22 protein-coding genes and 2 riboswitches are annotated in these 25,698 nt (G+C 70.3%); of the genes, 14 read left to right on the top strand and 8 right to left on the bottom strand.

Annotation, left to right across the window (positions count from 1 at the left end; translation table 11 throughout):
• Positions 1-18: 18 nt before the first annotated feature.
• The gene (locus A6A40_RS16965; RefSeq protein ID WP_158279303.1) at positions 19-5,025 is read right to left on the bottom strand and encodes a trifunctional serine/threonine-protein kinase/ATP-binding protein/sensor histidine kinase; all 5,007 of its coding nucleotides are present in this window, start codon (positions 5,023-5,025) and stop codon (positions 19-21) included.
• A 215-nt stretch (positions 5,026-5,240) separates the two neighbouring features.
• Positions 5,241-5,627, bottom strand: a complete 387-nt coding sequence (locus A6A40_RS16960; protein ID WP_108547071.1) for a response regulator transcription factor — start codon at positions 5,625-5,627, stop codon at positions 5,241-5,243.
• Between the two features lie 316 nt (positions 5,628-5,943).
• On the opposite strand from A6A40_RS16960, the gene A6A40_RS16955 reads away from it, so the two are divergent.
• The 4 genes from A6A40_RS16955 to A6A40_RS16940 all read left to right on the top strand — a co-directional run bounded on the left by A6A40_RS16955 (position 5,944) and on the right by A6A40_RS16940 (position 10,366).
• On the top strand, positions 5,944-6,600 hold the full coding sequence (locus tag A6A40_RS16955) for a response regulator transcription factor (protein WP_108547070.1): 657 nt from the start codon (positions 5,944-5,946) through the stop codon (positions 6,598-6,600).
• Positions 6,601-6,895: 295 nt separating this feature from the next.
• Positions 6,896-7,852, top strand: coding sequence for a helix-turn-helix transcriptional regulator (locus tag A6A40_RS16950; RefSeq protein ID WP_108547069.1), 957 nt, complete (start codon positions 6,896-6,898; stop codon positions 7,850-7,852).
• A gap of 184 nt (positions 7,853-8,036) precedes the next feature.
• Positions 8,037-9,707 (top strand): sensor histidine kinase, encoded by a 1,671-nt coding sequence (locus A6A40_RS16945; protein WP_236783849.1) that lies wholly within the window; start codon positions 8,037-8,039, stop codon positions 9,705-9,707.
• Between the two features lie 5 nt (positions 9,708-9,712).
• Positions 9,713-10,366: a response regulator transcription factor gene (locus A6A40_RS16940; RefSeq protein ID WP_108547067.1), complete on the top strand. Its 654-nt coding sequence runs from the start codon at positions 9,713-9,715 to the stop codon at positions 10,364-10,366.
• Positions 10,367-10,382: 16 nt separating this feature from the next.
• On the opposite strand, the gene A6A40_RS16935 is transcribed toward A6A40_RS16940, so the two are convergent.
• The 5 genes from A6A40_RS16935 to A6A40_RS16915 all read right to left on the bottom strand — a co-directional run bounded on the left by A6A40_RS16935 (position 10,383) and on the right by A6A40_RS16915 (position 16,319).
• Positions 10,383-12,542 carry a TonB-dependent receptor gene (locus A6A40_RS16935; RefSeq protein ID WP_108547066.1) on the bottom strand — a complete coding sequence of 720 codons (2,160 nt, stop codon included), beginning with the start codon at positions 12,540-12,542 and terminating at the stop codon, positions 10,383-10,385.
• 127 nt (positions 12,543-12,669) lie between these two features.
• Positions 12,670-13,455, bottom strand: coding sequence for a (2Fe-2S) ferredoxin domain-containing protein (locus A6A40_RS16930; protein WP_108547065.1), 786 nt, complete (start codon positions 13,453-13,455; stop codon positions 12,670-12,672).
• A gap of 16 nt (positions 13,456-13,471) precedes the next feature.
• Entirely contained in the window at positions 13,472-14,500 is a 1,029-nt protein-coding gene (locus A6A40_RS16925) for a FecCD family ABC transporter permease (protein WP_108547064.1), read from the bottom strand.
• Positions 14,497-15,483: an ABC transporter substrate-binding protein gene (locus tag A6A40_RS16920; protein WP_108547063.1), complete on the bottom strand. Its 987-nt coding sequence runs from the start codon at positions 15,481-15,483 to the stop codon at positions 14,497-14,499. Before A6A40_RS16920 ends, A6A40_RS16925 begins: the two co-directional genes overlap by 4 nt.
• Positions 15,480-16,319, bottom strand: a complete 840-nt coding sequence (locus tag A6A40_RS16915; protein WP_108547062.1) for an ABC transporter ATP-binding protein — start codon at positions 16,317-16,319, stop codon at positions 15,480-15,482. Before A6A40_RS16915 ends, A6A40_RS16920 begins: the two co-directional genes overlap by 4 nt.
• A gap of 123 nt (positions 16,320-16,442) precedes the next feature.
• A riboswitch (cobalamin riboswitch) is annotated at positions 16,443-16,661 on the bottom strand.
• Between the two features lie 428 nt (positions 16,662-17,089).
• Between A6A40_RS16915 and A6A40_RS16910 the strand changes: the two genes are divergently transcribed.
• The 4 genes from A6A40_RS16910 to A6A40_RS16895 all read left to right on the top strand — a co-directional run bounded on the left by A6A40_RS16910 (position 17,090) and on the right by A6A40_RS16895 (position 19,069).
• Entirely contained in the window at positions 17,090-17,308 is a 219-nt protein-coding gene (locus A6A40_RS16910) for a hypothetical protein (RefSeq protein WP_108547061.1), read from the top strand.
• A gap of 15 nt (positions 17,309-17,323) precedes the next feature.
• Positions 17,324-17,659, top strand: a complete 336-nt coding sequence (locus A6A40_RS16905) for a hypothetical protein (RefSeq protein WP_108547060.1) — start codon at positions 17,324-17,326, stop codon at positions 17,657-17,659.
• Positions 17,660-17,740: 81 nt separating this feature from the next.
• On the top strand, positions 17,741-18,274 hold the full coding sequence (locus A6A40_RS16900; protein WP_108547059.1) for a sigma-70 family RNA polymerase sigma factor: 534 nt from the start codon (positions 17,741-17,743) through the stop codon (positions 18,272-18,274).
• Positions 18,275-18,277: 3 nt separating this feature from the next.
• Complete coding sequence (locus A6A40_RS16895) at positions 18,278-19,069, top strand: anti-sigma factor family protein (protein WP_236783848.1); 792 nt, start codon at positions 18,278-18,280, stop codon at positions 19,067-19,069.
• A gap of 69 nt (positions 19,070-19,138) precedes the next feature.
• Here the strand turns inward: A6A40_RS16895 and A6A40_RS30730 are convergent, their stop codons facing one another.
• Complete coding sequence (locus tag A6A40_RS30730; protein WP_158279302.1) at positions 19,139-19,303, bottom strand: cyclic nucleotide-binding domain-containing protein; 165 nt, start codon at positions 19,301-19,303, stop codon at positions 19,139-19,141.
• Positions 19,304-19,506: 203 nt separating this feature from the next.
• Positions 19,507-19,639, top strand: a riboswitch (TPP riboswitch).
• Between the two features lie 152 nt (positions 19,640-19,791).
• Here A6A40_RS30730 and A6A40_RS16890 point away from each other — a divergent pair.
• From A6A40_RS16890 to A6A40_RS16865, 6 genes are read left to right on the top strand one after another with little or no spacing between them, the layout of a single operon-like run.
• Entirely contained in the window at positions 19,792-20,844 is a 1,053-nt protein-coding gene (locus tag A6A40_RS16890; RefSeq protein ID WP_167562493.1) for a LuxE/PaaK family acyltransferase, read from the top strand.
• A gap of 14 nt (positions 20,845-20,858) precedes the next feature.
• On the top strand, positions 20,859-22,325 hold the full coding sequence (locus tag A6A40_RS16885; RefSeq protein ID WP_236783847.1) for an acyl-CoA reductase: 1,467 nt from the start codon (positions 20,859-20,861) through the stop codon (positions 22,323-22,325).
• On the top strand, positions 22,315-23,097 hold the full coding sequence (locus A6A40_RS16880; protein ID WP_108547057.1) for an ABC transporter ATP-binding protein: 783 nt from the start codon (positions 22,315-22,317) through the stop codon (positions 23,095-23,097). Before A6A40_RS16885 ends, A6A40_RS16880 begins: the two co-directional genes overlap by 11 nt.
• Complete coding sequence (locus A6A40_RS16875; protein ID WP_108547056.1) at positions 23,094-23,843, top strand: ABC transporter permease; 750 nt, start codon at positions 23,094-23,096, stop codon at positions 23,841-23,843. Before A6A40_RS16880 ends, A6A40_RS16875 begins: the two co-directional genes overlap by 4 nt.
• 6 nt (positions 23,844-23,849) lie before the next feature.
• Entirely contained in the window at positions 23,850-24,848 is a 999-nt protein-coding gene (locus A6A40_RS16870) for an ABC transporter substrate-binding protein (RefSeq protein ID WP_108547055.1), read from the top strand.
• Positions 24,849-24,858: 10 nt separating this feature from the next.
• Positions 24,859-25,632, top strand: coding sequence for a 3-oxoacyl-ACP reductase (locus tag A6A40_RS16865; RefSeq protein WP_108547054.1), 774 nt, complete (start codon positions 24,859-24,861; stop codon positions 25,630-25,632).
• Positions 25,633-25,698: the final 66 nt, after the last annotated feature.

Here is a 25,698-nt window from a genome sequence, read left to right as displayed (position 1 = left end):
GCTTGCCGGCCGGGTCCGTCACTCCGTTTCGATGGGCAGGGTGAAAGTGAAGCGGCTGCCGCCGCCGCCGCTGTCCGCCGACAGAGTCCCGCCATGGGCGGACATGACCGAGCGGCAGATCGACAGTCCCATCCCCATGCCGCTGTCCTTGGTGGTGAAGAAGGGATCGAAGATTCGTGCCAGGATGTCGGGAGAAATGCCGCTGCCGGTGTCAGTGACGCTGACCGCGAGCACGCCGTCCGCCGCGCGGCTTTCCACCAGAAGCTCGCGCGCTCCGCCGTGGCCGGCCATCGAATCCAGCGCGTTGGTGACGAGATTCAGCACCACCTGCTGCAGCTGGGTGCGGTCGCCCCGCACCTGGATGCCGCCGCCGCGGAGATCGGCGGTCAGGTGGACGCCGCGCTTGCCGATCTCGTCGGCGGTGAGGGTCAGCACCTCCTCCACCAGGGGATCGACCGCCAGCGGTTCAAGCACCAGCGGGGCCTGTTTCGCGAGCGCCCGCAGCGCCCGCAGGATGTCGGCGACGCGCAGGCCGGCGGTGCGGATGTCCTCCAGGTTCGACAGGGCCTCTGCCACGTCGGGGGTGGGGGCCTTCAGCCAGCGCAGGCTGGCCCCGGCACTGGCGACGATGCCGGCGAGCGGCTGGCTGATCTCGTGGGTGATGGAGGCTGCCAGTTCCCCCATGACCGTCAGATGGCTCGCCCGCGCCAGATCGGCACGCGCGACGCGCAGCGCCGCCTCCATTTCCTGGCGGCGGCGGTTCTCCAGCATCAGGTCGGTGTAGAGCCGGGCCGCCTCCAGCGCGTTGGCCGCCTGCGGAGCCAGAACCTCCAGCATCGCCGCCTTGCGCGGGGTGAAGACGTTCAGCGCAAGGTCGTTCTCCAGGTAAAGGACGCCGACCAGCCGGCCCTGCTTGATCAGGGGCTGGCACAGGAAGGAGCCCGCCGTCCCGCCGGCCGTCGCGGCATCGCCGGAGGAAAACGTCCGCCGGGTGCGCAGCACGGTGTGCAGCACGGCGGCCGGCACCCGCTCCTCCGCCGGGACGTCGTCGGTAAGCCGGACCACGATGTCGCTGTCGATCAGTGTCGCGGTCGCCTCCACCCGCGGCTCGTCCCCGCGCATCAGCAGCAGGGAGCCGCGGCGGGCGCCGGCATGGACGATCATGGCGGTCATCAGCCGCTCGACCAGCCGGTCCAGCAGGATCTCCTCCGACAGGGCATGGGCCGTCTTCAGCACCAGCTCCATGTTCGGATCCTCGATGCCGTGCCGTGCGTCGGAGGGGCCATCGGCGGCCAGGAAGGGGAACTCGGCCTCCAGCCCCTTCACCTTGGCCAGCGCTCCCCAGCGCCGGTAGGCGGCCATGGCCAGCCTCAGCTGGTCGCGGGCGGCGTAGCCGAGCTGCAGCGACCGGGCATGGCGGCCGGCCAGCTCGTGGGCCAGAGCCTGTTCATGGGAAAAGCCGGCCGCCGCGGCGGCGGCAGCGGAATCGTCATAGAGGCGCATCGCCTCGACGTCGCGGCCGTCCAGCCGCGCCGTCTCCGCATCGACCAGGGCCAGCTTGTTGCGGAAGGTCAGCGGGTTGATGCCCGCCCACAGGGCCAGCCGCCGCCGGCAGTGCGCCACCTCGTCCCGTGCCGCCGCCGGATCCGTTCCGGGGTCCTGGGTGTGCAGCACGGCGTTGTAGAAGGTCAGCTCGCCGACGGAGATATGGGCCGGCGCCGCCCAGGTCATGCCGAAGGCCGGCGCCAGGCTGGCCCGCGCCAGGGCGAAGTCGCGGTGGTACAGGGCAGCCTGACCGCGCAGCTGCCAGGTCCAGAAATACAGCGCCGACATCGGGGTGCGGCCCGGCGCCGTCGCGGGGTCGAGGAAGGCGGCCTCCCAGGCGCCGACCGTCCGGCCGGCATCCTCCTGCAGCGACAGCACATACTCCTGCTGGGTCGACATCAGATCGACGATGTCGTCGAATCCCGCGTCCCGCGCGATGGCGATCAGCGGGTCCGTCTCCTCCCGCACCGCGGACAGCCGCTCCCCCATCGCCAGCAGGTCGGAGACGATGTGGTTGCAGCTGTAGCAAAGCATGCGCAGCTCGGCGCTCCGGTGCCCGACCTTCTTGGCCTCGCGCACATGGGCAAGGCCGTAGGACAGCGGCTGCGTCCAGGGGCCGACCTGATCCAGCGCCACCAGCACCGGGGTGCGGTAGCGCTCGAAACCATGGCGGTCCACCAGCTCCAGCGCAACGGAGGCGTAGGCGAAGCCTTCCTCATACTTGTCGAAGACGGTTGCGAGGGAAACGCCGAACCACGCGATCCCCTGGGCAGAGGCGGCGGTCACGCCATGCGTCAGCGTCAATTCCACCATGATGGCGAGCTGAAGATGCACCAGATCGCCCGCCGGGTAGAAGTAGGCCGCCTCCAGCGCCGTCAGCAGCGCCATGGCGGCTTCCATCCGCGGGTCGTCCATGGGCGGCAGGTCGGCCAGGATCGAGACCGGCCGTCCGTCCAGCAGGCGCCTGATCCTGTCGTAAGTGGCGGCGACCGCCCCCGGCGGCGGGTCGGCGGGCAGGTCGATCCCCAGCAGCGCCAATCCGTCCAGCGCTACCCGTACCGCGCCGCGGAAATCCGACGCCACGGTCAGCCGTGCCGCCTTCAGCCGGTAGGCTTCCGCGCCGTCGATGGCGCCATCGGCATGGCGGAACAGCCCGTCGATGCTGCGATCCGCTCCAGCCGCGTCGCCGCTCGCCAGCTGGCATTCGGCAGTCAGGACAGCCGTCCGCCAGGCCAGCGGGTAGGACCGGGTCCAGCGCTCCTCCCCCAGGATGCGGTCGGCTCCTGCCAGATAGGTCAGCGCCCGGCCGCGCGCGGCTGCGGCCACCGCCTGACCTGCCGCGTCGATCAGGGTGCCGGCGAAAGCGTCGGCCCGACCGGCGCACAGCGGGGCGCCGAACGACAGCTCGATCTGCGCGGCGATCCTGAACAGCTCCTGCGGGCCGCGGTCGGGCCACAGATCCAGCATGGCCGAGGCGATGGCCGCATGCTGTGCCGGGCGATCCTCTTCCGGTGTCAGCCCGTAGGCGGCCTCCTGCACGCGGTCGTGCACCAGCGTCCAGCCGCCTGCGTCCCCATGCAGCACCAGACCCGCCGCCGCCGCCGGGGCGAGTGCGGCCTGCACCGCGGCGGGCGGCAGGCCGGCGACCGCTGCGAGGAGCCGGTCGTCGGCGCCGCTTCCGATGCAGGCAAGCAACCGCATCGCGTTCCGGCCGGCAGCCGCCAAACGCCGCAGCCGGACGACCAGCAGGTCGGTGACCGTATCGCCGCCCGGCAGCAGGGCCGCCCCGCCGTCCGTCCAGGTCCAGGCCGATCGGCCGGCATCGTGGCGCAGCGTCCCGTCATCCGCCAGTGTGCGGAGAAGCTGCAGGATGTGCAGCGGGTTGCCGCCGGTCCTCTCGCCGATCAGCCGCAGCAGCTCCTCCGACCGGTCGACCGGCTCGTCCAGCACCGCGGCGACCAGGGCGGCGGTGGCCTGCGGGCCGATCGGCGGAAGGGCGATCCAGGCCGGTGCCGTGACGCCATCCCGCAAGGATGTCAGGAAACCGCCGAAGCCCGGCCGGATATCGGCACTGGTGTCCCGGTAGGCGGCGATCGCCATAAGCCCCGGTGGCGGGGTGTCGGCGATGGCGCGGATGAAGGCCAGCGTGGCCTCGTCGGCCCATTGCAGGTCGTCCAGGAACAGCAGGACCGGTGCGCCGGGGCGGGCGAACGCCTGCAGGACGTCGGTCAGCATGCGGCGGATGCGCAGCGGCTGCAGGCTGGACGGATCGTCCAGCGTATGGCCGGCAGGGCCGGTCACCGGCTCGAACTCCGGCAGCAGGTGGAGGAACAGCGCCAGTTGCCCGTCCAGCGGTCCGGCCAGACCGGCGCGCAACTCCTCCAGCTCCTCCAGCGGACCGGCGACCGCCACGGCCGCCAGCCGGCGCAGCGCCTGGAGCACCGGAGCGTAGGGAACGGCGGGCTGATACTGGTCGGTCTTGCCGGCGGCGATGCGGGCATCCGCCGGAAGCCGGTGCCGCATGAAGTCGGCGACCAGCGCGGATTTGCCCGATCCGGGAGCGCCACCGACGAAGACCAGCTGCCCACGCCCGCCTGCCGCGGCTCGGTCATAGGCAACCCCCAGCCGGCCGAGTTCCTCCTCCCGCCCCAGCAGGGCGGCGGGTGCGGCCAGCCGGCGGATGCGATCGGACCGCGCCAGTTCGAAGGAGGGGATATGCCGATGGGCGGACCAGTCCCGCAGGCAGCGCGTCAGGTCGTCGGCCAGCGAAGCGGCACTCTGGTAGCGGTCGTCGGGGGCCTTGGCGATCAGCTTCAGGATCAGCGCGTCCACCATCGGCGGAACGTCGGGACGCAGGCTGCTGGGGGAGGGTGGCTGTACCGCCATGTGGGCGTGCAGCCATTGCGCGGGGGACTCGCCGGTCAGCGGCGGCCGGCCGGTCAGCAGGCCGAACAGCACGATCCCCAGCGCATAGAGATCGCTGCGCTCGTCGCCCGGCTGTCCGTCCGGTCCGGCGGTTTCCGGGGCGGTGTAGGCGGTGGGCCGCCGTCCGGTCTCGCCCCGACCGGCAGGGTCTGGCTGTCCCGTCTCGAAGCCGGTCAGGCGGACCCTGCCATCCGGTGCCAGCATCAGCGCCTGCGGCTGCAGGGCGCCATGCTGCAGATGGCGGCGGTGGGCTTCGCCCAAAGCCGCGGCGGCCTGGGCGGCGACCTCCAGGAACCGGATCAGGGGCGGCCGGTGCAGGGTGGACAAGGGCTGCCCGCCGTCGTCGGGGTAGAGAAGTGCCGGCCCGTCGCGGGTCAGCCGCAAATCCAGCGGGACCAGCGCCCAATCCTCGCCCAGCAGGGGCTTCAGGCTCAGTTCATGGTCGAACTGCCGGCCGGCGGCCTCGTTGGCCCAGCCGGTCCGCGCGGCCAGCCAGCTCGCCCCGTCGGCACCGGTCAGCCGCAGCAGGCTGCGGCTTCCGTCCGTGGCCAGCAACTCGGGCCGGGCGTCGTCCAGCCACGCCGCGGCCGGCGCCGCGGGTCGGGTGGGAGCAGGCGTTTCCCTGTCCCGGAGAGGATCGTTTCCGGACGCCATCGGACCTTGCCGGCTGTGTGATGAGGGGAGCCCGATCCGGTGATACATCAGTCAACGGCGGACGCATAACCGCCAAACGGCTTATGTCCTACCCCGAAACGGATAGGAACGATGCGTCAGGTCTGATCCCTTTCCCGAAGGATGCGCTGCAGGATGGTCTGGAGATCGTCGGGATCGACGGGTTTCTCCAGGAACATGCGGGCGCCCGATGCCATCGCCCGGTCGCGGATCCGGGGGTCCGGGAAGGCCGTCAGCAGAAGGACCGGCATCTCCGGCATGCGGGCCTTGACAGCAATCTGCAGGTCGAGCCCGCTCATCCCCGGCATGGTGATGTCGGAGATCAGGCAGCCGACGCCCTCGGGCGGAGAGCCCAGGAAGTCCTCGGCACAGGCGAACAGCGAGATGCGATAGCCGAAGGAGCGGATCAGGCTTCCCAGGCTGTTGCGGACGATGGGGTCGTCCTCGACGATCGCGATGGTCGCGCTGGCGGGGGCCGGACGCATGGCGGCTAGCGGCCGGCGTCCCCGGCCGGAGAGGCTGCGGCCGGTGCGTAAGGGAATGGGCGGCCCGATGGGCTCATGGTGGCGGCCTTGCTGACGGAGGGAAACGCTGCCTTCAATATGGGCGACCTTGCCGTCCGGCAGAACCATACGTCGAAAGGGCGGCTGCGAACCTTGGGTGGGGGGACCCCATACCAAAGGTTAGGTGCCGGGGGCGGGGGCGCGGTTCATCATGGGGCCGACCCGTCCTACGCCAGCCTGACCGCCGGTTGACCGGGCGTCGGACCCCTGCCGCCGCAACAGCGAGTGACCGTAGACCATGCACCCCGCCACGGCCGGCCGGCCGGCCGAGCAGAGCCCGTCGGACCGCAGGATCGTGCTGATCGTCGATGACGATCCGCTGCTGCGCTCGTCGCTGGACAGCCTGTTCCGCTCGGTCGGGCTGGAAACCCGCCTGTTCGCCTCGGCCCAGGACGTGATGGACGCCCAGTTCTCCGACGCGACCTGCTGCATCGTGATGGACATCCGCATGCCGCGGATGAGCGGGCTGGAATTCCAGGCACAGCTGAACGCGCGCGGCATCCGCGTGCCGATCATCTTCATCACCGGCCATGGCGACATCCCGATGTCGGTCAAGGCGATGAAGGCCGGGGCCTTCGATTTCATGACCAAGCCCTTCCGCGACCAGGAAATGCTGGACACGGTGGAGGCGGCGCTGACGCGGGACGGCGAACGGCGCAGCCAGGACCGGGTGCTGGCCGACGGCCGTGCCCGCTACGACAGCCTCACCCCCAGGGAAAGGGAGGTGCTGGCGGGGGTGACCCGCGGCCTTCTGAACAAGCAGGTGGCTGCCGAGCTTGGCATCAGCGAGATCACCGTGAAGCTCCACCGCTCCAGCCTCATGAAGAAGCTGGGGGTGCGGGCGGTCGCCGATCTCGTGCGGCTGGCCGAAGCGCTCGGCATAAACCGCGGCTGAGACGGCAGCCGACAGGCATGCGGGGGAGTTGGCGAGGTTTGCCCGGTCTTTGCTAATTTAGCGTCGTCCGAGCGGACGGTTTACGTCGACGGGTGAGAACCTAAACCAAGGTCTAGGGACGGTCTACCTAAACACTGCCGTGGTTTATCTGTGTCTAGTGGTGTGCGGCATGTCGCCGCGCCTACCCTGTGTGCAGGCAAGTCGGGGGGCCAAGCCGGCCGTTCCGACATGGCTCGCCCGCCGGTCTTCCCGATGATGGAAGCGGCAGCCTGCACGCAAGCCAACGGAGACACCCATGGCCACGGCCTTTCAGAGCAATCTCCACCTGCGCTACGTCCCGATGCCGGAAAAGCCCGACGTGCTGGTCCTTCGGTCGCCCCGCGGAACGGTGGGGGTGGCGCGGGTCCGTTGCCAGATCGCCGGAATCGGCCGCTTCGGCAGTCCAGAGCCCGAGGATGCGTTCCTGGTGAGCCATCACCTGTCGAACTACCGGTCCGATATCCGGGTCGACGGCGTGCCGGTGGAGAAGCCGGCCAACATCGCGGGGCTGACCAGCATCCACGATTACCGCCGCCGCATCGACTGCCACATGCATACCGCCTTCGACACGCTGATCTTCCATCTTCCCCGCTCGCTGCTGGAAAGCGTCTGCCCGGACGTCCGCGGCAGCCGGCTTGAGGATCTGGCGATCGAGCCCAGCCGACCGGTGAAGGACCCGACCGTCACGGCGCTGGCGTCCGCCATGCTGCCGGCCCTGGCCTTTCCGGAGCGGATCAGCCTGCTGTACCACGATCATCTTTGCTCGGCGCTGGCGACCCATCTGGTCACCGCCTATGGCCGGACCAACGAGGTCAGGAGCGGCGGAACGCTGGCGCCCTGGCAGGAAAAGCGGGTGAAGGAGATGATCGCCGCCAACCTCGACGGGGAAATCCGGCTGGCCGACCTCGCCGCCGAATGCCGGCTGTCGGTCGGCCATTTCGTCCGCGCCTTCCGGCGCACCGCCAACACCACCCCCTACCAGTGGCTGTTGCAGCGGCGGATCGAGCATGCCAAGACGCTGATGCGCGACGGTTCGCAGACGCTGGCCGACGTGGCGCTATCCTGCGGCTTCGCCGACCAGAGCCATTTCACCCGTACCTTCAGCCGTATCGTCGGCGTCTCCCCCCGTGCCTGGCGGAACCGCAATGCGGTGGCAGACGCCATGCCCCAAGCTCCCGCGCTCTGCCTGATGGCGGGTGTGCCGATCGCCTGAGGCGCCGGTCCATCGGCTTCGACCAGCCCAACGGGGTCGGGCGGGACGGCCGGTTCAGATCCGGCAATCCGCCGCCAGAACCTTCAAGAGGCGGGCGCCGCCCGCCGTTAGGATGCCGGGATAAGGAACGATGTACGGTGGGGCTGGGGGCGGGCGCATGGGAGCGAGGGGAGGAGCGGGCGCCGTGCCGGGCGGTTCGCACATGGCCGGTCGGCCGGACGAGCTGCGGCTCGGCGTCCTCGCCATCCCGCTGGCGCTTGGGGTGTTCGTCGTCGATACCTTCACCGACATCGAGAGCGCCATCGCCGTCCTCTATGTCCTGGTGCTCCTCCTGGCGGCAACCATGCTGTCGCGCCGGGGCATCCTGCGGGTGGCGGCCGGCTGCGGATCGCTGGCGGTGCTGTCCTTCCTGCTGTCGCACCGGCACGACATGGACCTGTCGGCGGTTCTGCGCTGCGGCGTGTCCCTCTCGGCCATCCTGATCACCGGTGCGCTGCTGGTGCGGGACCACGACTCGCGCGTGCTTCTTGTCCGGGCCAATGGGGCACTGGCGCGCAGCGAAAAGCGCTACCGCGCCATGTTCGAGCAGACGCGCGTTTCCCTCTGGGAGCAGGATTTCACCGCTGTGACCGCAGCTCTCGACGCCCTGCGGGCCGGCGGCGTGACGGACCTCGCCGCCCATGTGCAGGCCCATCCCGGCTGGGCGCGGGAGATTGGCGCGCTGATCGTCACCACCAACGTCAACGACGCCACCCTCGAACTGCTGGGTGCAGCCGACCGGGCGCAGGTGCTGGGGCCGCTCGAGCGTTTCCTTCCCGAAGACGACCCGGCGATGCCGCAGGTGCTTCTGGCTCTTTGGGAAGGGCGCGACCGGCTCGAAGGGCGGGCGCAGATGATCGCCGTCGACGGCCGCGTCCTGACGGTGCTGCTCGGCATCAGCTTTCCGGACGACGGGATCGGCTTCGATCAGATCGTGGTCGGCATCGTCGACATCACCCAGCGCGAACGCACGCAGGAGGCGCTGCTGGCCGCCCAGGCCGAACTCGCCCGCGCCGCGCGCGCCGCCACGCTGGGGGCCCTGTCCGCCTCCATCGCCCATGAGCTGAACCAGCCGCTGGGCGCCATCGTGCTGAACGCGCAGGCCTGCCTGCGCTGGCTGCGCCGCGACCCGCCCGACATCGAGACCGCCGCCAAGGCGGTGGACCGCATGATCCGCGACGGCAAGCGGGCCGCCGAGATCGTGCAGCGGACGCGCGGCATGCTGGTCAAGGACGCCCGCTGCGACGAGACCATCGATCTGCGCGAACTGGTGGAGGAGGTGGCGCAGTTGCTGGAGCGCGAACTGTCGGCCGCGGCGGCTGTGCTGTCCACCGACTTCGCATCCGATTTTCCGCCGGTGCGGGGAAGCCGGGTCGGGCTGCAGCAGGTGCTGATCAATCTCGTCACCAACGGCCTGCATGCCATGGCGGAAGCCGGCAGCCCCCGGCGCGACCTGACCGTGAGCGTCGACAACAGCCCGGAGGACATCCAGGGCATGGCGCAGGTTCGGGTCTCCGTGCGCGACCGCGGTCGGGGCATCGACGAGGGCAACCGCGCCCGCCTGTTCGACCCTTTCTTCACCACCCGGCCGGACGGCATGGGCATGGGGCTGGCGATCTGCCGCTCAACGGTCGAATCCTGCGGCGGCACTCTGAGCGTCCACAACCATCCGGAGGGCGGCGCGGTGTTCGAATTCACCATTCCCGCGGCGGCGCCTGCGCCATCCATCCCATCGCCGCCAACCCCATCGCCGCCAACCCCATCGCCGCCAACCCCATCGCTGGGCGCGCCGCTGGCGCCGGCACGAAAGGACTGACCGCCATGCCGCCGACCCCCGCCGCGCAACATCCCCCGTCGTCGGCCACGGACGACCCGCTGGTTCTCGTCGTGGACGACGACGACGGCATGAGGGAGGCGGTGGTCGACCTTCTGCGGTCGGTCGGCATCGAAAGCCGCGCCTTCGGCAGCACTGCCGAACTGCTGGCGGCGACGGTTCCCGACCGGCCCGGCTGCCTCATCCTCGACGTGCGCCTTCCCGGTCTGGGCGGGTTGGAATTCCAGACGAGATTGACAAGCCTGGGCATCGCGCTGCCCATCGTCTTCATGACCGGCTTCGCCGACGTGCCGATGTCGGTACGGGCGATGAAGGCGGGAGCCGCGGATTTCCTGATCAAGCCCTTCCGCGACCAGGACATGCTGGACGCGGTGGAGGCCGCCATCGCACGCGACCGTGCCCGGCGGCGTGAGCGGACCGCATCCATGACGGTCGAGGCGCAGGCCGCGACCCTGACCCCGCGGGAACGCGAGGTGATGGCCGCGGTGGTCAAGGGCCGGCTGAACAAGCAGATCGCCGGCGATCTCGGCATCAGCGAGGTGACGGTGAAGCTTCACCGCGGCAAGGTGATGCGGAAGATGCAGGTCCGCTCCGTCGCCGATCTCGTCCGCAAGGCCGAGATGCTGACCCTGGAGGAGTGACGGCCGGCGCCCGAGGTCAGAAGGTCATCGAGAAGGCCAGTTCGGCCGAGCGCGGGCGGCCGAGCACCCAGCTGTTCGTGCTGCCGGCCACCGCATAGACCTCGTCGAACAGGTTGAAGGCGCGCAGGCTCAGCTTGGTGTTGCCGGTCGGCCGGTAGTCCAGCCCGGCATTGACGACGGTGTAGGCGGGCCGGACGCTGCTGTTTGCAGCGTCGGCGTAGGTCTTGCCGACATATTGCAGGCCGGCCCGAACCTCCCAGTCCGGCAGGAAGGCCCAGTTGGCCCAGACATTGGCGGTGCGCTCCGGCACGCCGGTCGGCACATTGCCGGCATAGGACACCGCGCGGCCCGAGACGGACTGGGTGAAGTCGTCATATTTGGCCCGCAGCAGCGCGCCATTGACGTCCACCCGCACGCCCTCCCACAGGCCGAGCGACAGGGACGCTTCCAGCCCCCGCGACGATTGCCGGCCGACCTGCATCGTCACGCCGGGCCGGTTGGGATCGGTGGTGAGCAGCTTGTCCTTGACGATGCGGTAGGCGGCCAGCGTCCACTCGCCGCGCCCCTCCAGGAAGGATTGCTTGACGCCGATCTCCACCTGCCGGCCGGTGGACAGGTCGAAATCCTTCTGCGTCGGCGACAGCGAGATCAGATTCCCGACAGGATCGACCGCGGTGGCATACTGGCCGTAGAGAGCGAGGCCGGGCACCACCTCGTACACGGCGCCGGTCCGCCAGCTGGTGGTGCGGAAGTCCTTGGTGTAGCTGGTTCCCGTCACCAGATCCCAGCGCTCCACCGTCGGCGCGTCATAGCGGATGCCACCGACCAGCGACAACTGCGGCGTCAGCGACAGCCGGTCCTCGGCGAACAGGGAATATTGGCGGGTGCGCGACCGGCTGCGTGGGGTGGTTCCGGCGCTGTTGAGGAACAGGCCGGGCGCCGGGTCGAACGGATCGACCGTGCTGGAGCCGCCATAGGGTGAGTTGTTGGTGTGCTTGAACTCGATCCGGTTCAGGTCGAAGCCGCCGACCAGCTCGTTCTTCATGCCGAAGAGGCTGCTGCGCCACGTCGCGTCGAAGCGGTCGCCCACCTGCCGCTGGTCGTGGTAGATCTCGATGTAGCTGCTGCGGTCGATTCGCCGGCTGGCGGCGTTCCAGGCGTAGCTTTCCACATCCTTCCAATGGCGGTGGCTGGTCAGGTGATAGGCGGTGTTGCGCAGGGTCAGCGCGTCGGACACCGCCCATTCCGCCTTCAACTGGGTCCAGTTGTCGCGATAGCGGATTTCGCTGTCGGCGACGTTGAAGTTGCGGTGCCGCAGCGCGCGGTCTAGACCGCCGGCGATCAGCGGCGTCCCGAAATACTCCTGCGGCTGCTGGTCGCCGTAATCGTTGGACAGGGTGACGGCGAGGTCCGGCGTCGCCTGCAGCTTCACGGCCCCCGATACCGCGAGATTCCTGGTGTCGCCGCGGTCTACCCAGCCGTCGGAGCGGTTGCCGCTGACGTCCAGCCGGTAGGACAGCTTCTCGCTGACCGGACCGCCGCTGCCGATGGCGGCGCGCCGGGTGCCGTCGGTGCCGACGGCGGCCATCGCCTCGTTGCGGAACTCCGTCGTCGGCCGCTTGGGCACCACATTGACCACGCCGCCGATGGCCCCCTCGCCATAGAGGACGGAGGCGGGGCCGCGCAGCACCTCGATCCGCTCCGTCGACCATGTGTCGAACGGGAAGGTGACGGTTCCCGACCCGACATAGAGCCGCGTGCCGTCATAGAGCTGCATCACCGAGCCATGGCCGGCGAAGCCGCGCGTCGCCAGCGATGACCCCCCATTGCCGGGTGCCGCCAGCGTGGTGAAGCCGGTGGCGTTCTGGGTGACGGCCTCGGTCACGCTGGTCTGGCCGCGCTCGCGGATGGCCCGGCCGGAGATCACCTCGATGCTGGCCGGGGTCTCCAGCGGGGTCAGGTCCAGCCGGCTGCCGCCGCTGTTCGGCCTGTCGAGCGCCAGCCCGGCGGGGGCCGCATCTGCCGAACGTCCGGTCACCGTGACCGGGGACAGGCTGAGCGGCGCATCGCCCTCCTCGGCACTTGCGGCCGCCGGTGCGACGGTGGCGGCGACCAGGAACAGCGTCGCCAGCGGGGCCGGGCGGCGGCGATGGCGGCGGGAACGGGCAGGCGGCATCGATGATCCTCCAGTTTGACTTGGAAAGGGCGTGGAAACGCCTTCCGCGAAGGCGGTCTTCGCGGGGGCGGTCGGCTCTGGTCTTGTTGGGAAAGCGTTCCGGGATTTACCGGGCGGTGCGGCGGCGTCAGCCCATCGGGGCGTCCTCCGCCGGCCGGTTGCAGTGAAGGATGTCCGCGGCGCTCGGGCTGTCGGCCAGCAGATGCCGCTCGACGATGCGGTCGATCCGCTCCGGCGTCAGCCCGCCGTACCAGACCGCGTCCGGCTGGATCACCAGCAAGGGCCCGCGGTTGCAGGGATAGAGGCAGCTGGTCCGCGCGCACATCACCCGGCGGGGACCGGCATTCAGCGCGCGGTGGGGCTTCATGGCGGCGCGCAGATGCTGGTACAGCGCATCGGCGCCGCGATGCAGGCAGCGCGCGCCGGTGCAGAAGAACAGCTGACGGCCATGCTCGGGGATCTCCGACCAGCCGGGCTTGCCGAGGCTGGGCTCGACTTTGCGCACATCGTCCATGCTGTCGGCCTGACCGCCGGCGATGCGGTCGAGGGCCGCCGGCAGGTCCAATGCGCTCTCTACCGGCGGGGCCAGCCGCACCGTCATCCGGAAATCGCGCGTCGCGGCCCAATGGCTGAGCGCGCCCGGCAGCCAGGCCGACAGGCTGGGGTCGGCCGGCACCATGCTGGGGATAACCAGCGCCTCTTCGATGCCGGTGCGTTCCAGCTCCGCCAGCACGGCGGGCAGGGCCGGGCCGGACAGATCGGCATAGGCGGTCGCCACCGCCGCGGGAACGCCGCGCGCGGCCTGAAGGGCGGTCAGGGCAGCGGCCAGCGCCTTCAGGTTCTGCCCATGGTCGAAGGAGGCGCGTCCGTAGAGCACGATGGCGCGCGGCGGCAATCGAAGGGGGGTGGTCATCGCTTTCCGGCTTTCGTCAGGCCGCCGCGCGGCGGCGCATGAGCCACAGGAAGAAGGCGCCGCCGACCAGGGCCGTGGCCACGCCGACGGGGATCTCGCGCGGGGCGAACAGGGTGCGGGCGGCGACATCCACCCACAGCAGCAGCAGGGCGCCACCGAGCGCCGCCACCGGCAGCAGCGTCCGCAGATGCCCACCCACCAGCAGGCGCGCGATGTGGGGCAGCACCAGCCCGACGAAGCCGATGCCGCCGCAGGCCGACACCAGCGCGCCGGTCATCAGCGCGGTGACGACGAACAGCTCCAGCCGCAGCCGCTGCGGATCGGTGCCGAGCGAGCGGGCGGCATCGTCGCCGAGCGCCAGAGTGTTGACCGTCTCCGCCCGCAGCCACAGCCAGCCGAGCCCGCACAGCGTCAGCAGGGCGGGGGCGGGCAGCACGCTCCAGCGCGCGGTGCCGAAGCCGCCCATCATCCAGAACAGCGCCGCGTCGGCGCTGCGGTCCGCCGTCGCGACGATCAGGGCGTTGGTGACGGCGTGCAGGATGAAGGCGACCGCGACACCGGTCAGCACCAGCCGCTCGCTGGTGACGCTGCCATCGCGTCCGCGCGCCGCAGCGAAGACGGCCAGCATCGCGGCGAGCGCGCCGAGGAAGGCGGCGGCCGGCAGGCTGAGCGTTCCGGCCACCACGCCGGCGAACAGGATGACGCTCACCGCGCCTACCGAGGCGCCGGCCGACACGCCGAACAGGTAGGGGTCGGCCAGCGGGTTGCGCGTCACCACCTGCAGCACTGCCCCCACCGCCGCCAGCCCGGCACCGGCCAGAGCCCCCAGCAGAACGCGGGGCAGCCGCAGTTCCCAGACGATGTTGCGCTCCGCCCGGCCGAAGCCCTCCGCCGGAAAGGCCGCCGGCCAAAGCTCGTGCGAGACGACCGACCAGACGGTGGCCGTGGGAATGCGGGCGGCGCCGAAGCCGACCGCGGCGAACAGCGACAGGACCAGGGCGGCGGCCAGCAGCAGGGACAGACGCAGTGTGCGGGCGCGGTTCATGGCGTGAACAGCTCCGGGTGCAGCGTCCGCGCCATCCGCTCCAGCGCATCGACGTTGCGCGTCGAGGGGGTCTGTTCGGCATAGGTCAGGACGATGAACTGCCGCTTGCGCACCGCCTCGACGTCGGCCAGCTGCGGGGCCGACAGCAGGTAGCGGATGGCGGCCTCGGCCGGGATGCGGTGGTCGCTGACGATGATCCATTGCGGGTCGCGCCGCGCCATCTCCTCCCAGCTGACCCGGACATAGCTGTTGGCGATGTCGTCGAAGATGTTGCGGCCGCCCGCCAGTTCCATCAGCAGGCTGGTCATGCCCTCGCGCCCCACCGACAGCGGGGCTGCGTTGGTGTGGCAATCGTCGCAATACATGACGCGCGGCCGCTGGGCGGCAGTGCCGGTCAGCCGGGTCACGGCGGCGACGCGGCGGCGGAAGTCGGCGACCATGGCCTCCGCCCGGTCGGCGATGCCGAAGATCCGGCCCAGCGCCAGCAGGTCGGCGTAGAGCGTCTCCATGCCGATCGGCTCACGCGGGCCGATGCGGATGCAGCTTTCCCGCAGCGTGTAGGTCGCGACGCCCATCTCCGCAAGGCGGGCGGGGGTGAGGCCGCGCGCCTCGTTGAAGCCATAGCTCCAGCCGGCGAACAGGAAATCCGGGTCGGCGGCCAGCACCGCTTCCAGCGTCGGGGCGCGGTCGGGCAACTGGGGCAGGGCGGCGACCGCGCCGGGCGGCGCGATCAGGTGGCGCTCGGCCCCGGCGATGCCGGAAACCGCGACCAGCCGGTCAGCCAGTCCGAGGTCCAGCATGGTCTGTGTCATGTTGACGTCATGGACCATCGGCCGCTTGGGTGGAGCGGTGAAGCGGGCGGTCCAGAAGCAGTTGGCAACCTCGACCGGATAGCTCTGCGCAAGGGCGGGAGCGGTTGGCAAGGCAAGCCCGGCGGCGAGCAGGGCGCTGCGGAGAATGGGGCGGAACAGGGCCGGGATCATGCGTGGTCCAGTCGGCGAGGGGCCAGCGGTGACAGGTCGATGCGCAGCCGGCCGTCGCACGGGCGGCGATCCACGGCGGCGGCGACCCGGTAGACGGCGGTGAGCCGTTCCGCCGTCAGTGCCTCTTCCGGCACGGCGTCGGCCTGCAGGCGGCCGTCCTTCAGCAGCAGCAGGCGGTCGCACCAGCGCGCCGCCAGTTCGATGTCGTGCAGCGTCATCACCACGGTGATGCCCAACGAGCGCACCAGATCGAGGACTGCGAAGCGGTGCTGGATGTCCAGATGGTTGGTCGGCTCGTCCAGCAGCAGGATGCGCGGGCGCTGCGCCAGGGCACGGGCGATCATCACCCGCTGCCGCTCGCCGCCCGACAGCTGCTCGACCGGCCGCTCGGCCAGCGCCTCCAGCTCAAGCCGGGTCAGCGCATCCTCGACGATGGCGCGATCCTCCGCCCCGTTTCCCGAGAAGACCGAGCGGCGGTGGACCAGCCGCCCCATGCCGACCACGTCGCGCACGGTGAAGCCGAGCGCCGCGGTGGAGTCCTGCGCCTGGAGCGCCAAGCGGCGCGCCAGTTCAGCCGGGCGCAGGGCGCGCGGATCGGCACCGTCGATGCGGATCCGCCCGGCCGAGGGAGCCTGCAGGCCGGCGAGGCAGCGCAGCAATGTGGTCTTGCCCGAGCCGTTCGGGCCGAGAATGCCAAGGATCGCCCCTTCCTCAACGGCGAAGCCGATGTTCGACAGGACCTTGCGGCCGGCCAGCTCGCAGCTCAGCCCCTCCACCACGACGGAGGAGGTCTGGCGGGGGCGGGGTGCCCCGGTGGGGGAAGGCGCTGGCGTCATCCGTGCATCCTGCCGTTGCGGGCGGGAAGGTCGAGGCGGACGCATTGCGGATTACGCAGGCAATCCGGCGCGGAGTCCGGACGTGCGCAGGCAAGCGTTCCACCGGGACACCCCGCCCGAGGACGTTTCGTTTTGGTGCTGGCAGGTCTCCTGGCTTGCGGGTCATCACCGGTCCGTCCGGCCTTCCCAGCGCCGACGGGCGCCAGTGGCAGGAAATGACGGAACGGCTCACCGCTCACAGTTGCGGGGACAGCTCCGGTCTCGCCGCGCGACGCGGCTCACCGGATTCCCTCTTAGCTTCCGGCGGATGCCGCCGGAAGAACCAGTACCAGGCCCATTCATGTGCGACCCGGCCGCAGAGGTCAAGGTTCGAAACGGAATAGCCGCAGGAAATCTCTTTGCGGGATGATGCCGGTTCCAGCGTCGATGTCGGTCTCGGTCATGTTCCAGGCGGTGCAAAGGTCCGGGGAGCGGCTCCGCAGGTGAGGGCGCTGTCGTGTCATCGTCATGGCCGTAATGTTATGTTATAACATAACATATCTGGTCATCGTGTAGTCCGCAAGAGGAAGATTGGCATGGATGGGGCTTCGACGCAGAGGGTTGGATCCGGTCCCCGGCATCCGCTGTGCCCGACGCTCACGATTTTCGGCGGCTCCGGTGGATTATTCCGGGCGCCCGCGCGTAATCAAGGAAATGAACGATCGGCACGGACGCCGCCCTGCGGTGGCGCGAGGTGGCCGGATCGAGCCATCCGAACCGCGGAGGCCACCATGACCTATCCCCGCTGGGCCACAGGCCTTGCCATCGCCGTGATCGCCGCCATCGGCGTCCTGCTGGCGCTGGACTGGATCGCCGACGAACGGCTCGGCGCCTGGGCGCCCTACTCCATCGGGGCAGCGCTGATCCTGCTGATGCTTCTGTCGTTCGGGGCCATGCCGCGGGCGGCTGCGACCCGTGCATCACGGAGCCGAGACGGTGGGGACCTTTGACAGCGGAGGGACATCATGAGCCTGCACACCGATCCCGACGAGCGCACCGGCCTCTTCGCCGAGGGGTTCGAGGTCTATGTCGCGCGCGAACATTGGGCGCCGATCCTGATCCAGGCGCTTCTTTATGGAACCACGCTGGTGGTCGTCGCGCTCCTGCTGGGCCTGCCGGTCCTGAATGCGCTGGCGCTGGTGCATGTGGTGGCCTCGGTGTCCGGCTTCTTCGGCGGCCTGCTGGCCATGCGGCTGGAAGAGATGGAACCGGGGACGGCCTCCGTCGTCATCGCGCGGCGGAGCCTTGCGGCATTGCTGGTGTCGGGCGCCGCGCTGCTCCTCGTGCCGTTCGCACAGTGAGGGCGGGTCCGCATCGGCCGGGGGATTAAAATGGCCTGCCTCGCGTACACATAGAAGCAGCCCCATCCATGGAGCGACGATGTGACGTTCAGCCTGCGAAGCCAGTTGTCGGATCACGTCCGCACCTTGCGCCGCTACGCGATGACCCTGGTGCGCAACCGGGACGACGCGGAGGATCTGGTGCAGGAGACGCTGGTGCGGGCCATTGCCGGCGCCCGGACCTACCGGCCGGAGGCCAACCTGCGCTCCTGGCTGTTCGGTATCCTGCACAATGTCCATGTCAGCGACCGCCGCCGCGATCAGGTGCGGACCCGTGCGGCGGCGTCCATCGAGCCGCTCGTCCGCAGCGACATCGCGCCCAATCAACCCGATCAGGTCGAACTTGCCCGCACCATGGAGGCCTTCGCCCGGCTTCCCGAGGATCAGCGGCGGGCGCTCATGTTGGTTGCGGTCGACGGAATGAGCTACCAGGAGGCCGCCGGGATTCTCGGCATTCCGCTTGGAACGCTGATGTCGCGCCTCGCGCGCGGGCGGGAGGCGCTGCGCGCCGACGTGCGTGGAGATGGGAGCCGGGCGGATGACGGCAGGCCGGCGCCTTTGCGGGTGGTGAAGTAAGCCATGATGGGGACCGGGATGAACGGTGAGTGGCAAGCCGACCTGCACGCCTACATCGATGGAGAACTGGATCCCGCGCGCCGGCTGGCGTTCGAGGCGTTCCTCGCCTCCAACCCGGCGGCCGCCGCCCGGCTGCATGACTATCTTCATCAAAGGGAGGCACTGCGCCAGGGCTTTGCGCGGATGACCGGCGACCCTCCCCGCCACACGGAGAGCCTGACCGGGCGCCTGTACGGCCGCCTGCGCACGGAGCGGGTCATCCGGCGCTTCGGTCCGCTCGCGGCGGCGATCCTGCTGCTGGTGGGCGGCGCCAACATCGCGGCACTGGTCCATCACCAGCAGAAGACAGCCTCCTACAGCGTGCCGGACTTTGCGGAGCAGGCCGCCGAGATGCATGAAACGGCTGTCAGCCAAAGCCTTGCCCTCTCGGACCAGTCCCTGGCCGACCTGAATGCGATGGCCGAGGGGCTTCCCCACCGGCTCGGCGCCGTCACGGTCAACCTGCCGGCCTTGGACCCGAACCTGCTGACTCTGTTGCGGGCGACCCTGGTGCCGATGAGCAGCGGCGTCGGCCTCCAGTTCGTCTACCGCGAGAAGGACGGCGAGATGCTGACGCTTCTGGTCGTCGCCGGGGATCCGATCGACGACAGAGGTCTGCACGCCGTCGAGCAGCGCGGGCTTCAACTGGTCTATTGGCGCAACGGCGCCACCGCCTACACGCTTGCGGGCAGCCGGTCGGACGGCGACCTGCTTCTGGTCGCCAAGAAGATGGCCGACAGCGTGAGGCGGTCCTGACCGGGCCTGGGCGGGGCGAAGCCTTTCAAGCCGACAATGTGGCCCGGACCACAGCGGGCGCCGCACCGGTCACTTCACCTCCGGCGAGATGGCCCGCGTGGTGCAGCAGCCGAAGACCCCGGCCGTCCGCACCGGCATCAACTGCGACCGGTCGAGCGCCAGCAGGTCGGTCTCCTCCAGCGCCACCGCGTCGGCGGTGCGCGGCTCGCCGTCCAGAAGGGAGGTGCGGATCATGATCTGGTCTCCTGTCTCGGGGCCGCGGGATGCGGCGTGTTGCCGATGGACAGACCCTACCCAAGCCCCGGAATCCGGGATGTGAGCCGCCCCACATTCGTCCTGCTTTCGTCGGTCGGCCCCAGTCCGCACCGCCGTTTCCGCTGTCCGCAAAGCGGGCATCCCCGCCGTTGACAGACGGCGCGATGGTCTTCTAGGCTCCGTCCCGTTCCCAGGGGAGCCTCGTTCAGGAGGCTGAGACACCCGCCGGCCCGGTGCTTCGCGTCCGGGCGACGCGGCAACCCTTCGAACCTGATCCGGGTCATGCCGGCGTAGGGATGCGGGACGAGAAGGCCTTCGTGGCCGACGCGCAAATCCATACCCCCACAGGCTCATCCCGGATTCGTTTGTTGCTCCATCGGTCAGTGCCGCATGGAGAAAACGGGGCGGGGAGTGTGGCGGTGAGCGCGATCTACGACAGCGTGATCTACGACAGGGTTCTGGCCTTCATGGCGGCCGGCATCGGAGCCGGGGCGGCGGCCGACGAGGCCTTCAATGCCTTGGCGTTGGAGGTGTTCGCCCACCAGTTCGAGCACAACCAGCCCTATCGCCGCTTCGCCATGCAGCGCGGCCGGACGCCGCGCGGGGTGAAGAGCTGGCGCGACATCCCGGCAGTGCCGATCAACGCCTTCAAGGACCTGACGCTCAGCTGCCAACCGGCGGAGGAGTCCGTCCGCATCTTCATGACCAGCGGCACGACCAAGGGCGGCATCCGCGGCCAGATCCACCACACGACCCTGACGGTCTACGACCGCTCCATGCTGCTGAATTTCCGCCGCCGCTTCATGCAGGATGCGGAGCGGATCGCGATGGGCATCCTGTTTCCGACCGAGGCGGCGATGCCGAACTCCTCGCTCGCCCATTACCTGGAGCTGGCGCGGGCCGAATGCGGCACGCCGGACAGCCGCCATTGGATCGGCGAGGCGGGCATCGACATCGCCGGGCTCTATGACCGGCTGGACGCCGCCGAACGGTCGGGGCAGCCCTTCGCCCTGTTGGGCGCCAGCTATGGCTTCGTGCATCTGATGGACGCCATGGCGCGCGACAGCCGCCGCTTCGCCCTGCCGGAGGGGAGCCGCATCCTCGACACCGGCGGCTTCAAGGGCCAGTCGCGCGAGCTGGAACCGGACGAGTTCTATGGCCGGTTGTCGGACGTCTTCGGCGTCCCACGCGAGCGCTGCATCAACATGTACGGCATGACCGAACTGAGCACGCAGTTCTACGACGACGGCAACGCGGTCTGCCCGTCGCTGAAATCCGGCCCGCACTGGATCCGCAGCCGCGTCGTCGATCCCTTGTCCGGCCGCGATGTTCCACCCGGCAGCATCGGCGTTCTGGTTCACCATGATCTGGCCCACGTCAACTCCGTCGCTGCCATCCTGACCGAGGACGCCGGTATCCTGGAAGAGGGCGGATTCCGCCTGCTGGGCCGCGTCGCCGGGGCGCAGGCCAAGGGCTGTTCGCTGGCGGTGGAGGATTTCCTCGCTGCCGCGCGCGGTTGAGCGGGAGCGCGGCCTTGGCCTTCGGCGACGAACCGGAACTGGCAGGCCATCTGCCCGGCCTGCCGCCGGATGCGGTGGAGCGGCGCGTGCTGACCTTCGGGTCGGGCGCCGAGGCGTTGCGCGTGGCGGTGCCGGTGCTGGATTCCGGGCAGGTGGAGCGGGTGGCGGCGACGGTCCGGGCCGCGGCGCGCGGCTATCTGAAGACGCTGCCGACAGCGCACATCGTCGCGGTGATCGATGCGGCGATCCAACGGCTGCTCGACCGCGGGGATCCGTGGCGCCAAAGGGCGGAGCGGCTGCTGCCCATCGTCACCGGCTATGATGCCGAGATGGTCAGGCTGGGGCTGACCGGTTATCTGAAGACCTTCCGCGCCCATGAGCTGCGCCGCTTCCTGGCGGAGGATTTCGCCAACCCGCTGGTGCTGGACGAGTTCCAGCCGGCGGCCAAGGGCGGCTTCACCCGCGCCTTCGGCCCCGACCTGCTGCTGCATGTCTGGGCGGGCAATGTGCCGGGACTGCCCCTGTGGAGCCTGATCTCCGGCCTGCTGGTCAAGTCCGGTACGGTCGGCAAGCTGCCCAGTGCCGAGCCGCTGTTCGCGGGCTGGTTCGCGCAATTGCTGGCGGAGATCGATCCCCGGCTGGGCGAGTGTCTGGCCGTGGTGTGGTGGAAGGGCGGCGATGCGGCGGCGGAGCGGGCATGGCTGGCCCAGGCCGACACGGTGGTCGCCTATGGCGGCACCGCGGCGCTGGCGGCGATCCGCGACCGGGTGCCGGTGACCACCCGCTTCCTGCCCTACGGCCACAAGATCAGTTTCGCGCTGGTGTCGCGCGCCGCGCTGGACCCGCGGCGGGCGGGGGAGACGGCGCGGCTGGCCGCCCACGACATCGCCCGCTACGACCAGCAGGGCTGCTATTCGCCGCAGACCCTGTTCGTCGAGCGCGGCGGCCGGCTGTCGCCGCAGGATTTCGCCGTCCTGCTCGCCCATGAACTCGCGGTGCAGGCCCGCAAGCACCCGCGCCGCCCCCTGTCGATGGCGGAGGGCGGGGAGGTTGCCGGCTGGCGCGACGGGCAGGCGATGCGCGGCCTGGACGGGTCCGGCCATCTGCTGCTGTCCGATCCGGCGGGCGGCTGGTGCGTGTCCTGCACCGACGCGCCGGACGGGCTGGCGCCGACCGCGCTGAACCGGACGGTTGCCGTTGTCGCGGTGGACGATCTGGCGGAGGTCGCGGGCCGCGTCGCCCCGCACCGCGCCGTGCTGCAGACCGCCGGCATCGCCGCATCGCCGGAGGAGCTGTTCCGGCTGGCCGGGCCGCTGGGGGCGGCGGGGGTCACGCGGCTTTGTGCCTTGGGCGGCATGACCGCGCCGGAGGCGGGCTGGCACCATGACGGCCGGTTCAACCTGCTGGATCTGGTGACGGTGACGGAGATCGAACGCTCGGCGGAAGCGCTGGCGGAGGGGTTGGCCCGCTATGCCGATTGACCCGCCGGCCTTCCTGAGCTTCGAGAACGTGCGCTTCGACTACGGCGGTTCGGCCATCGTCGACGGTGTCGACTGGACGGTCGGCCGGGGTGCTGTCCACTGCCTGCTGGGGCGCAGCGGCTGCGGCAAGACCACGCTGCTGAAGCTGGCCGCCGGGCTGCTGCCCCCCGCCGCCGGGCGGGTGCGGCTGGGCGGCGTGCCGGTGCGCGGGCCGGGCGATGCGGTTGGCTTCGTCTTCCAGGCGCCGACGCTGCTGGAATGGCTGACGGTTCTCGACAATGTGCTGCTGCCGGTGACGCTGCACCGCCGCGCCAGCGCCGACGACCGCGCCCGCGCGCTGGACCTGCTGGAGCGGGTCGGGCTGGCCGGGCTGTCGGGACGGGGACCGCGGGCGCTGTCGGGCGGCCAGCAGAGCCGGGTTGCGCTGGCCCGCGCGCTGATCGCCGATCCGGCGCTGCTTCTGCTCGACGAGCCCTTTGCCGCGCTGGACGCCCTCACGCGCGAAGAGTTGCAGGAGGATCTGCTGCGGCTGTGCGCGCAGCGCGGCACCACCGCCCTGTTCGTCACCCACGACATCGCCGAGGCGGTCTATCTGGGCGACCGCGTGGCGGTGATGGCGGACGGGCGGCTGCGCCACAGCCTTGCCATCGACCTGCCGCGCCCGCGCCCGCGCGACCTGCGTTACGATCCGCGCTTCAACGTGCTGTGCCGCGAGCTGCGCCATGCCATGGACGGCGGGTCCGGGCTGCGGCGGGCGGAGGCGGCGGAATGACGGCCCGCATCGCCGCGATCCTGTTGCCGCTGCTGCTTCTGGCGGGGTGGGAGGGCTATTGCCGCTGGTCGGGGATTCCGGCGCTGGTGCTGCCGCCGCCCTCCGCCGTGGTGGCGGCGCTGTGGAGCGGTCTGGCGAGCGGACGGCTGCTGCCGCATCTGGCGGTGACCGCGGCGGAGATGGCGCTCGGGCTCGGCATCGGCTGCGTCGTCGGCTTCGTCGCCGGGGTGGCGCTGGCGGAGGTCGCGGGGCTCCGCCGGCTGCTCTATCCCTACGTCATCGCCAGCCAGGTGGTGCCGAAGCTGGCGCTGGCGCCGCTGTTCATCCTGTGGTTCGGCTTCGGCATGGCCTCCACCGTCGCGATCACGGCGCTGATCTGCTTCTTCCCGCTGCTGGAGAACACGCTGACCGGGCTCGACCGCGTCGATCCGGCCAAGCGGGAGCTGTTCCGCATGTTGCGCGCCGGGCGGTGGCGCACCCTGACGCGGCTGAAGATTCCCGCGGGCCTCCCGGTGATCCTGGCCGGGCTGCGGGTGGCGGTGGTGCTGGCGCTGGTCGGTGCCGTGGTCGGGGAGTTCATCGGCGGACGCCAGGGGCTGGGCGCCTCGATCATCGCCGCACAGGGGATGATGGACACTCCGCTGATGTTCGCCCTGTTCGCGGTCATCACCGCGCTGGGCATGCTGGTGTATCAGGCCACGCTGCTGATCGAGCGGTGGCTGTTGTCTCGACAGGCGAAAGGATAGCAGGGAATGGGTCTGTTTTCTCGTGTGGCGGGAGCGACCGCCCTTGTCGGGGCGCTGCTGCTGGGCGGCATGTCCGGCGCGCTCGCCCAGGTGATGGACAAGGTGACGGTGGCGGGCTGGAGCCAGCCGATCAGCGAGATCACCAACCTGCTGGCCGAACCCGACAAGGGCTTCTTCAAGGCCAAGGGCATCGCGCTCGACTATGTGCCCGGCACCGGCGGCGGGTCGGCGATCCAGACCATGCTGACCGGCAAGGCCGACATCGCCTTCACCGATCCCGCCGCCCTCTATCTGGCGCTGGACAAGGGCGAGAAGCTGGTCGCCATCTACAACATCTACCCGCAGAACGTCTTCAACGTGGTGTCGCCCAAGGCCAACGGCATCGCCAAGCCCGCCGACCTCAAGGGCAAGCGCGTCGGCGTCTACAGCCTGTCGAGCGGCACCCGCCAGAATCTGGCCGTGCTGCTGCATCAGGTGGGCCTGAGCGAGAAGGACGTGACCATCGAGGTGACCGGGCTGCTGAACTTCGCCCCGGTGATCCAGGGGCAGGTGGACGCCACGGCGGCGACCGACACCGGCCTCTACGTCGCGAGGCTGAAGGGCCTGCCCGAGGTCAATGTGATCGAGGTGCGCGACAGCCTGAACCTGCCGAGCGACATCTTCGTGGTGACGGAGGAGACCTACCGCAACAGGAAGCCGCTGCTCGCCCGCTTCCTCGCCGCCTACCGCGACAGCGCCGCCTGGATGATCGCCAACCCGGAGGAGGCGGCCCGCCTCGCCGTCACCCGCGCCATCAACGGGTCGGACGAGGCGGTCAACCTGGGCATCATCAAGCTGCGCAACGCCTCCACCGTGTCGGAAACGACGGAGCGCGAGGGGCTGGGCGCCTTCGATCCCGGCGTGATGCAGAAGGGCGCCGACACTTTCCACCAGTTGGGGCTGATCGCCCGCCCGCTCGACATGGGCGCGGTGGTGCGTACCGACCTGATCCCACCCAAGCAGTGACGGGACCGTCATGGATTTCCAGGGCAAGGCCATCCTCGTCACCGGCGCCGGGCGCGGCATCGGCGCCGCCATCGCCCGCGCTTTTGCCGCCGAAGGGGCGATGGTGGCGGTCAACTACCTGCGCAACCAGTTGGCGGCGGAGGCGGTGGCGGCGGAGTGCCGGGCGCTGGGCGGCGACGGGCTGCCGCTGCGCGCGGACGTGACCGACGCGGCGGCGGTCGCCGGGATGGTGGAGACGGCGGTGGCGGAGTTCGGCGGGCTGGACGTTGTCGTCAACAACGCCTTCGCCCCTTATGTCTTCGATCCCGACCGGCGGCGGCTGTTCTGGGAAACCGAATGGGACGACTACCAGACCCAGATCGACGGAGCGCTGAAAAGCACCCATGCCGTCTGCCGGGCGGTGCTGCCGGCGCTGCGGCGGCGGGGCGGAGGCAGCATCGTCAACATGGCGACCGACCTCGTGGCGCGGCCGACCGTGCCATATCACGACTATACCACCGCCAAGGCGGCGCTGATCGGCTTCAGCCGCACCCTGGCGGCGGAGCTGGGGCCGTTCGGCATCCGCGTCAACTGCGTGGCGCCGGGTCTGGTCTATCCCACCGACGCCAGCCGCTCGACACCGGAACCGGTGAAAGACCGCATCACCGCCCTGACGCCGCTGGGCCGTATCGCGGCGCCGGAGGATGTCGCCGGGCCGGTGCTGTTCCTCGCCTCCGACTGGAGCCGCTTCATGACCGGGCAGACACTGACGGTGGATGGCGGGCTGGTGATGGGCGGCGCCTGACCCGCGCACCCGTCGCCACCGGAACCGGCCGGTCGCAGGACCGGGGAGCTTGAACGCGGCTGATGA

It is taken from the genome of Azospirillum humicireducens, assembly GCF_001639105.2.
Lineage (GTDB): Bacteria > Pseudomonadota > Alphaproteobacteria > Azospirillales > Azospirillaceae > Azospirillum > Azospirillum humicireducens.
Note: the sequence above shows the minus strand (reverse complement) of the source record. Positions and strands in the feature narration are given on the sequence as shown.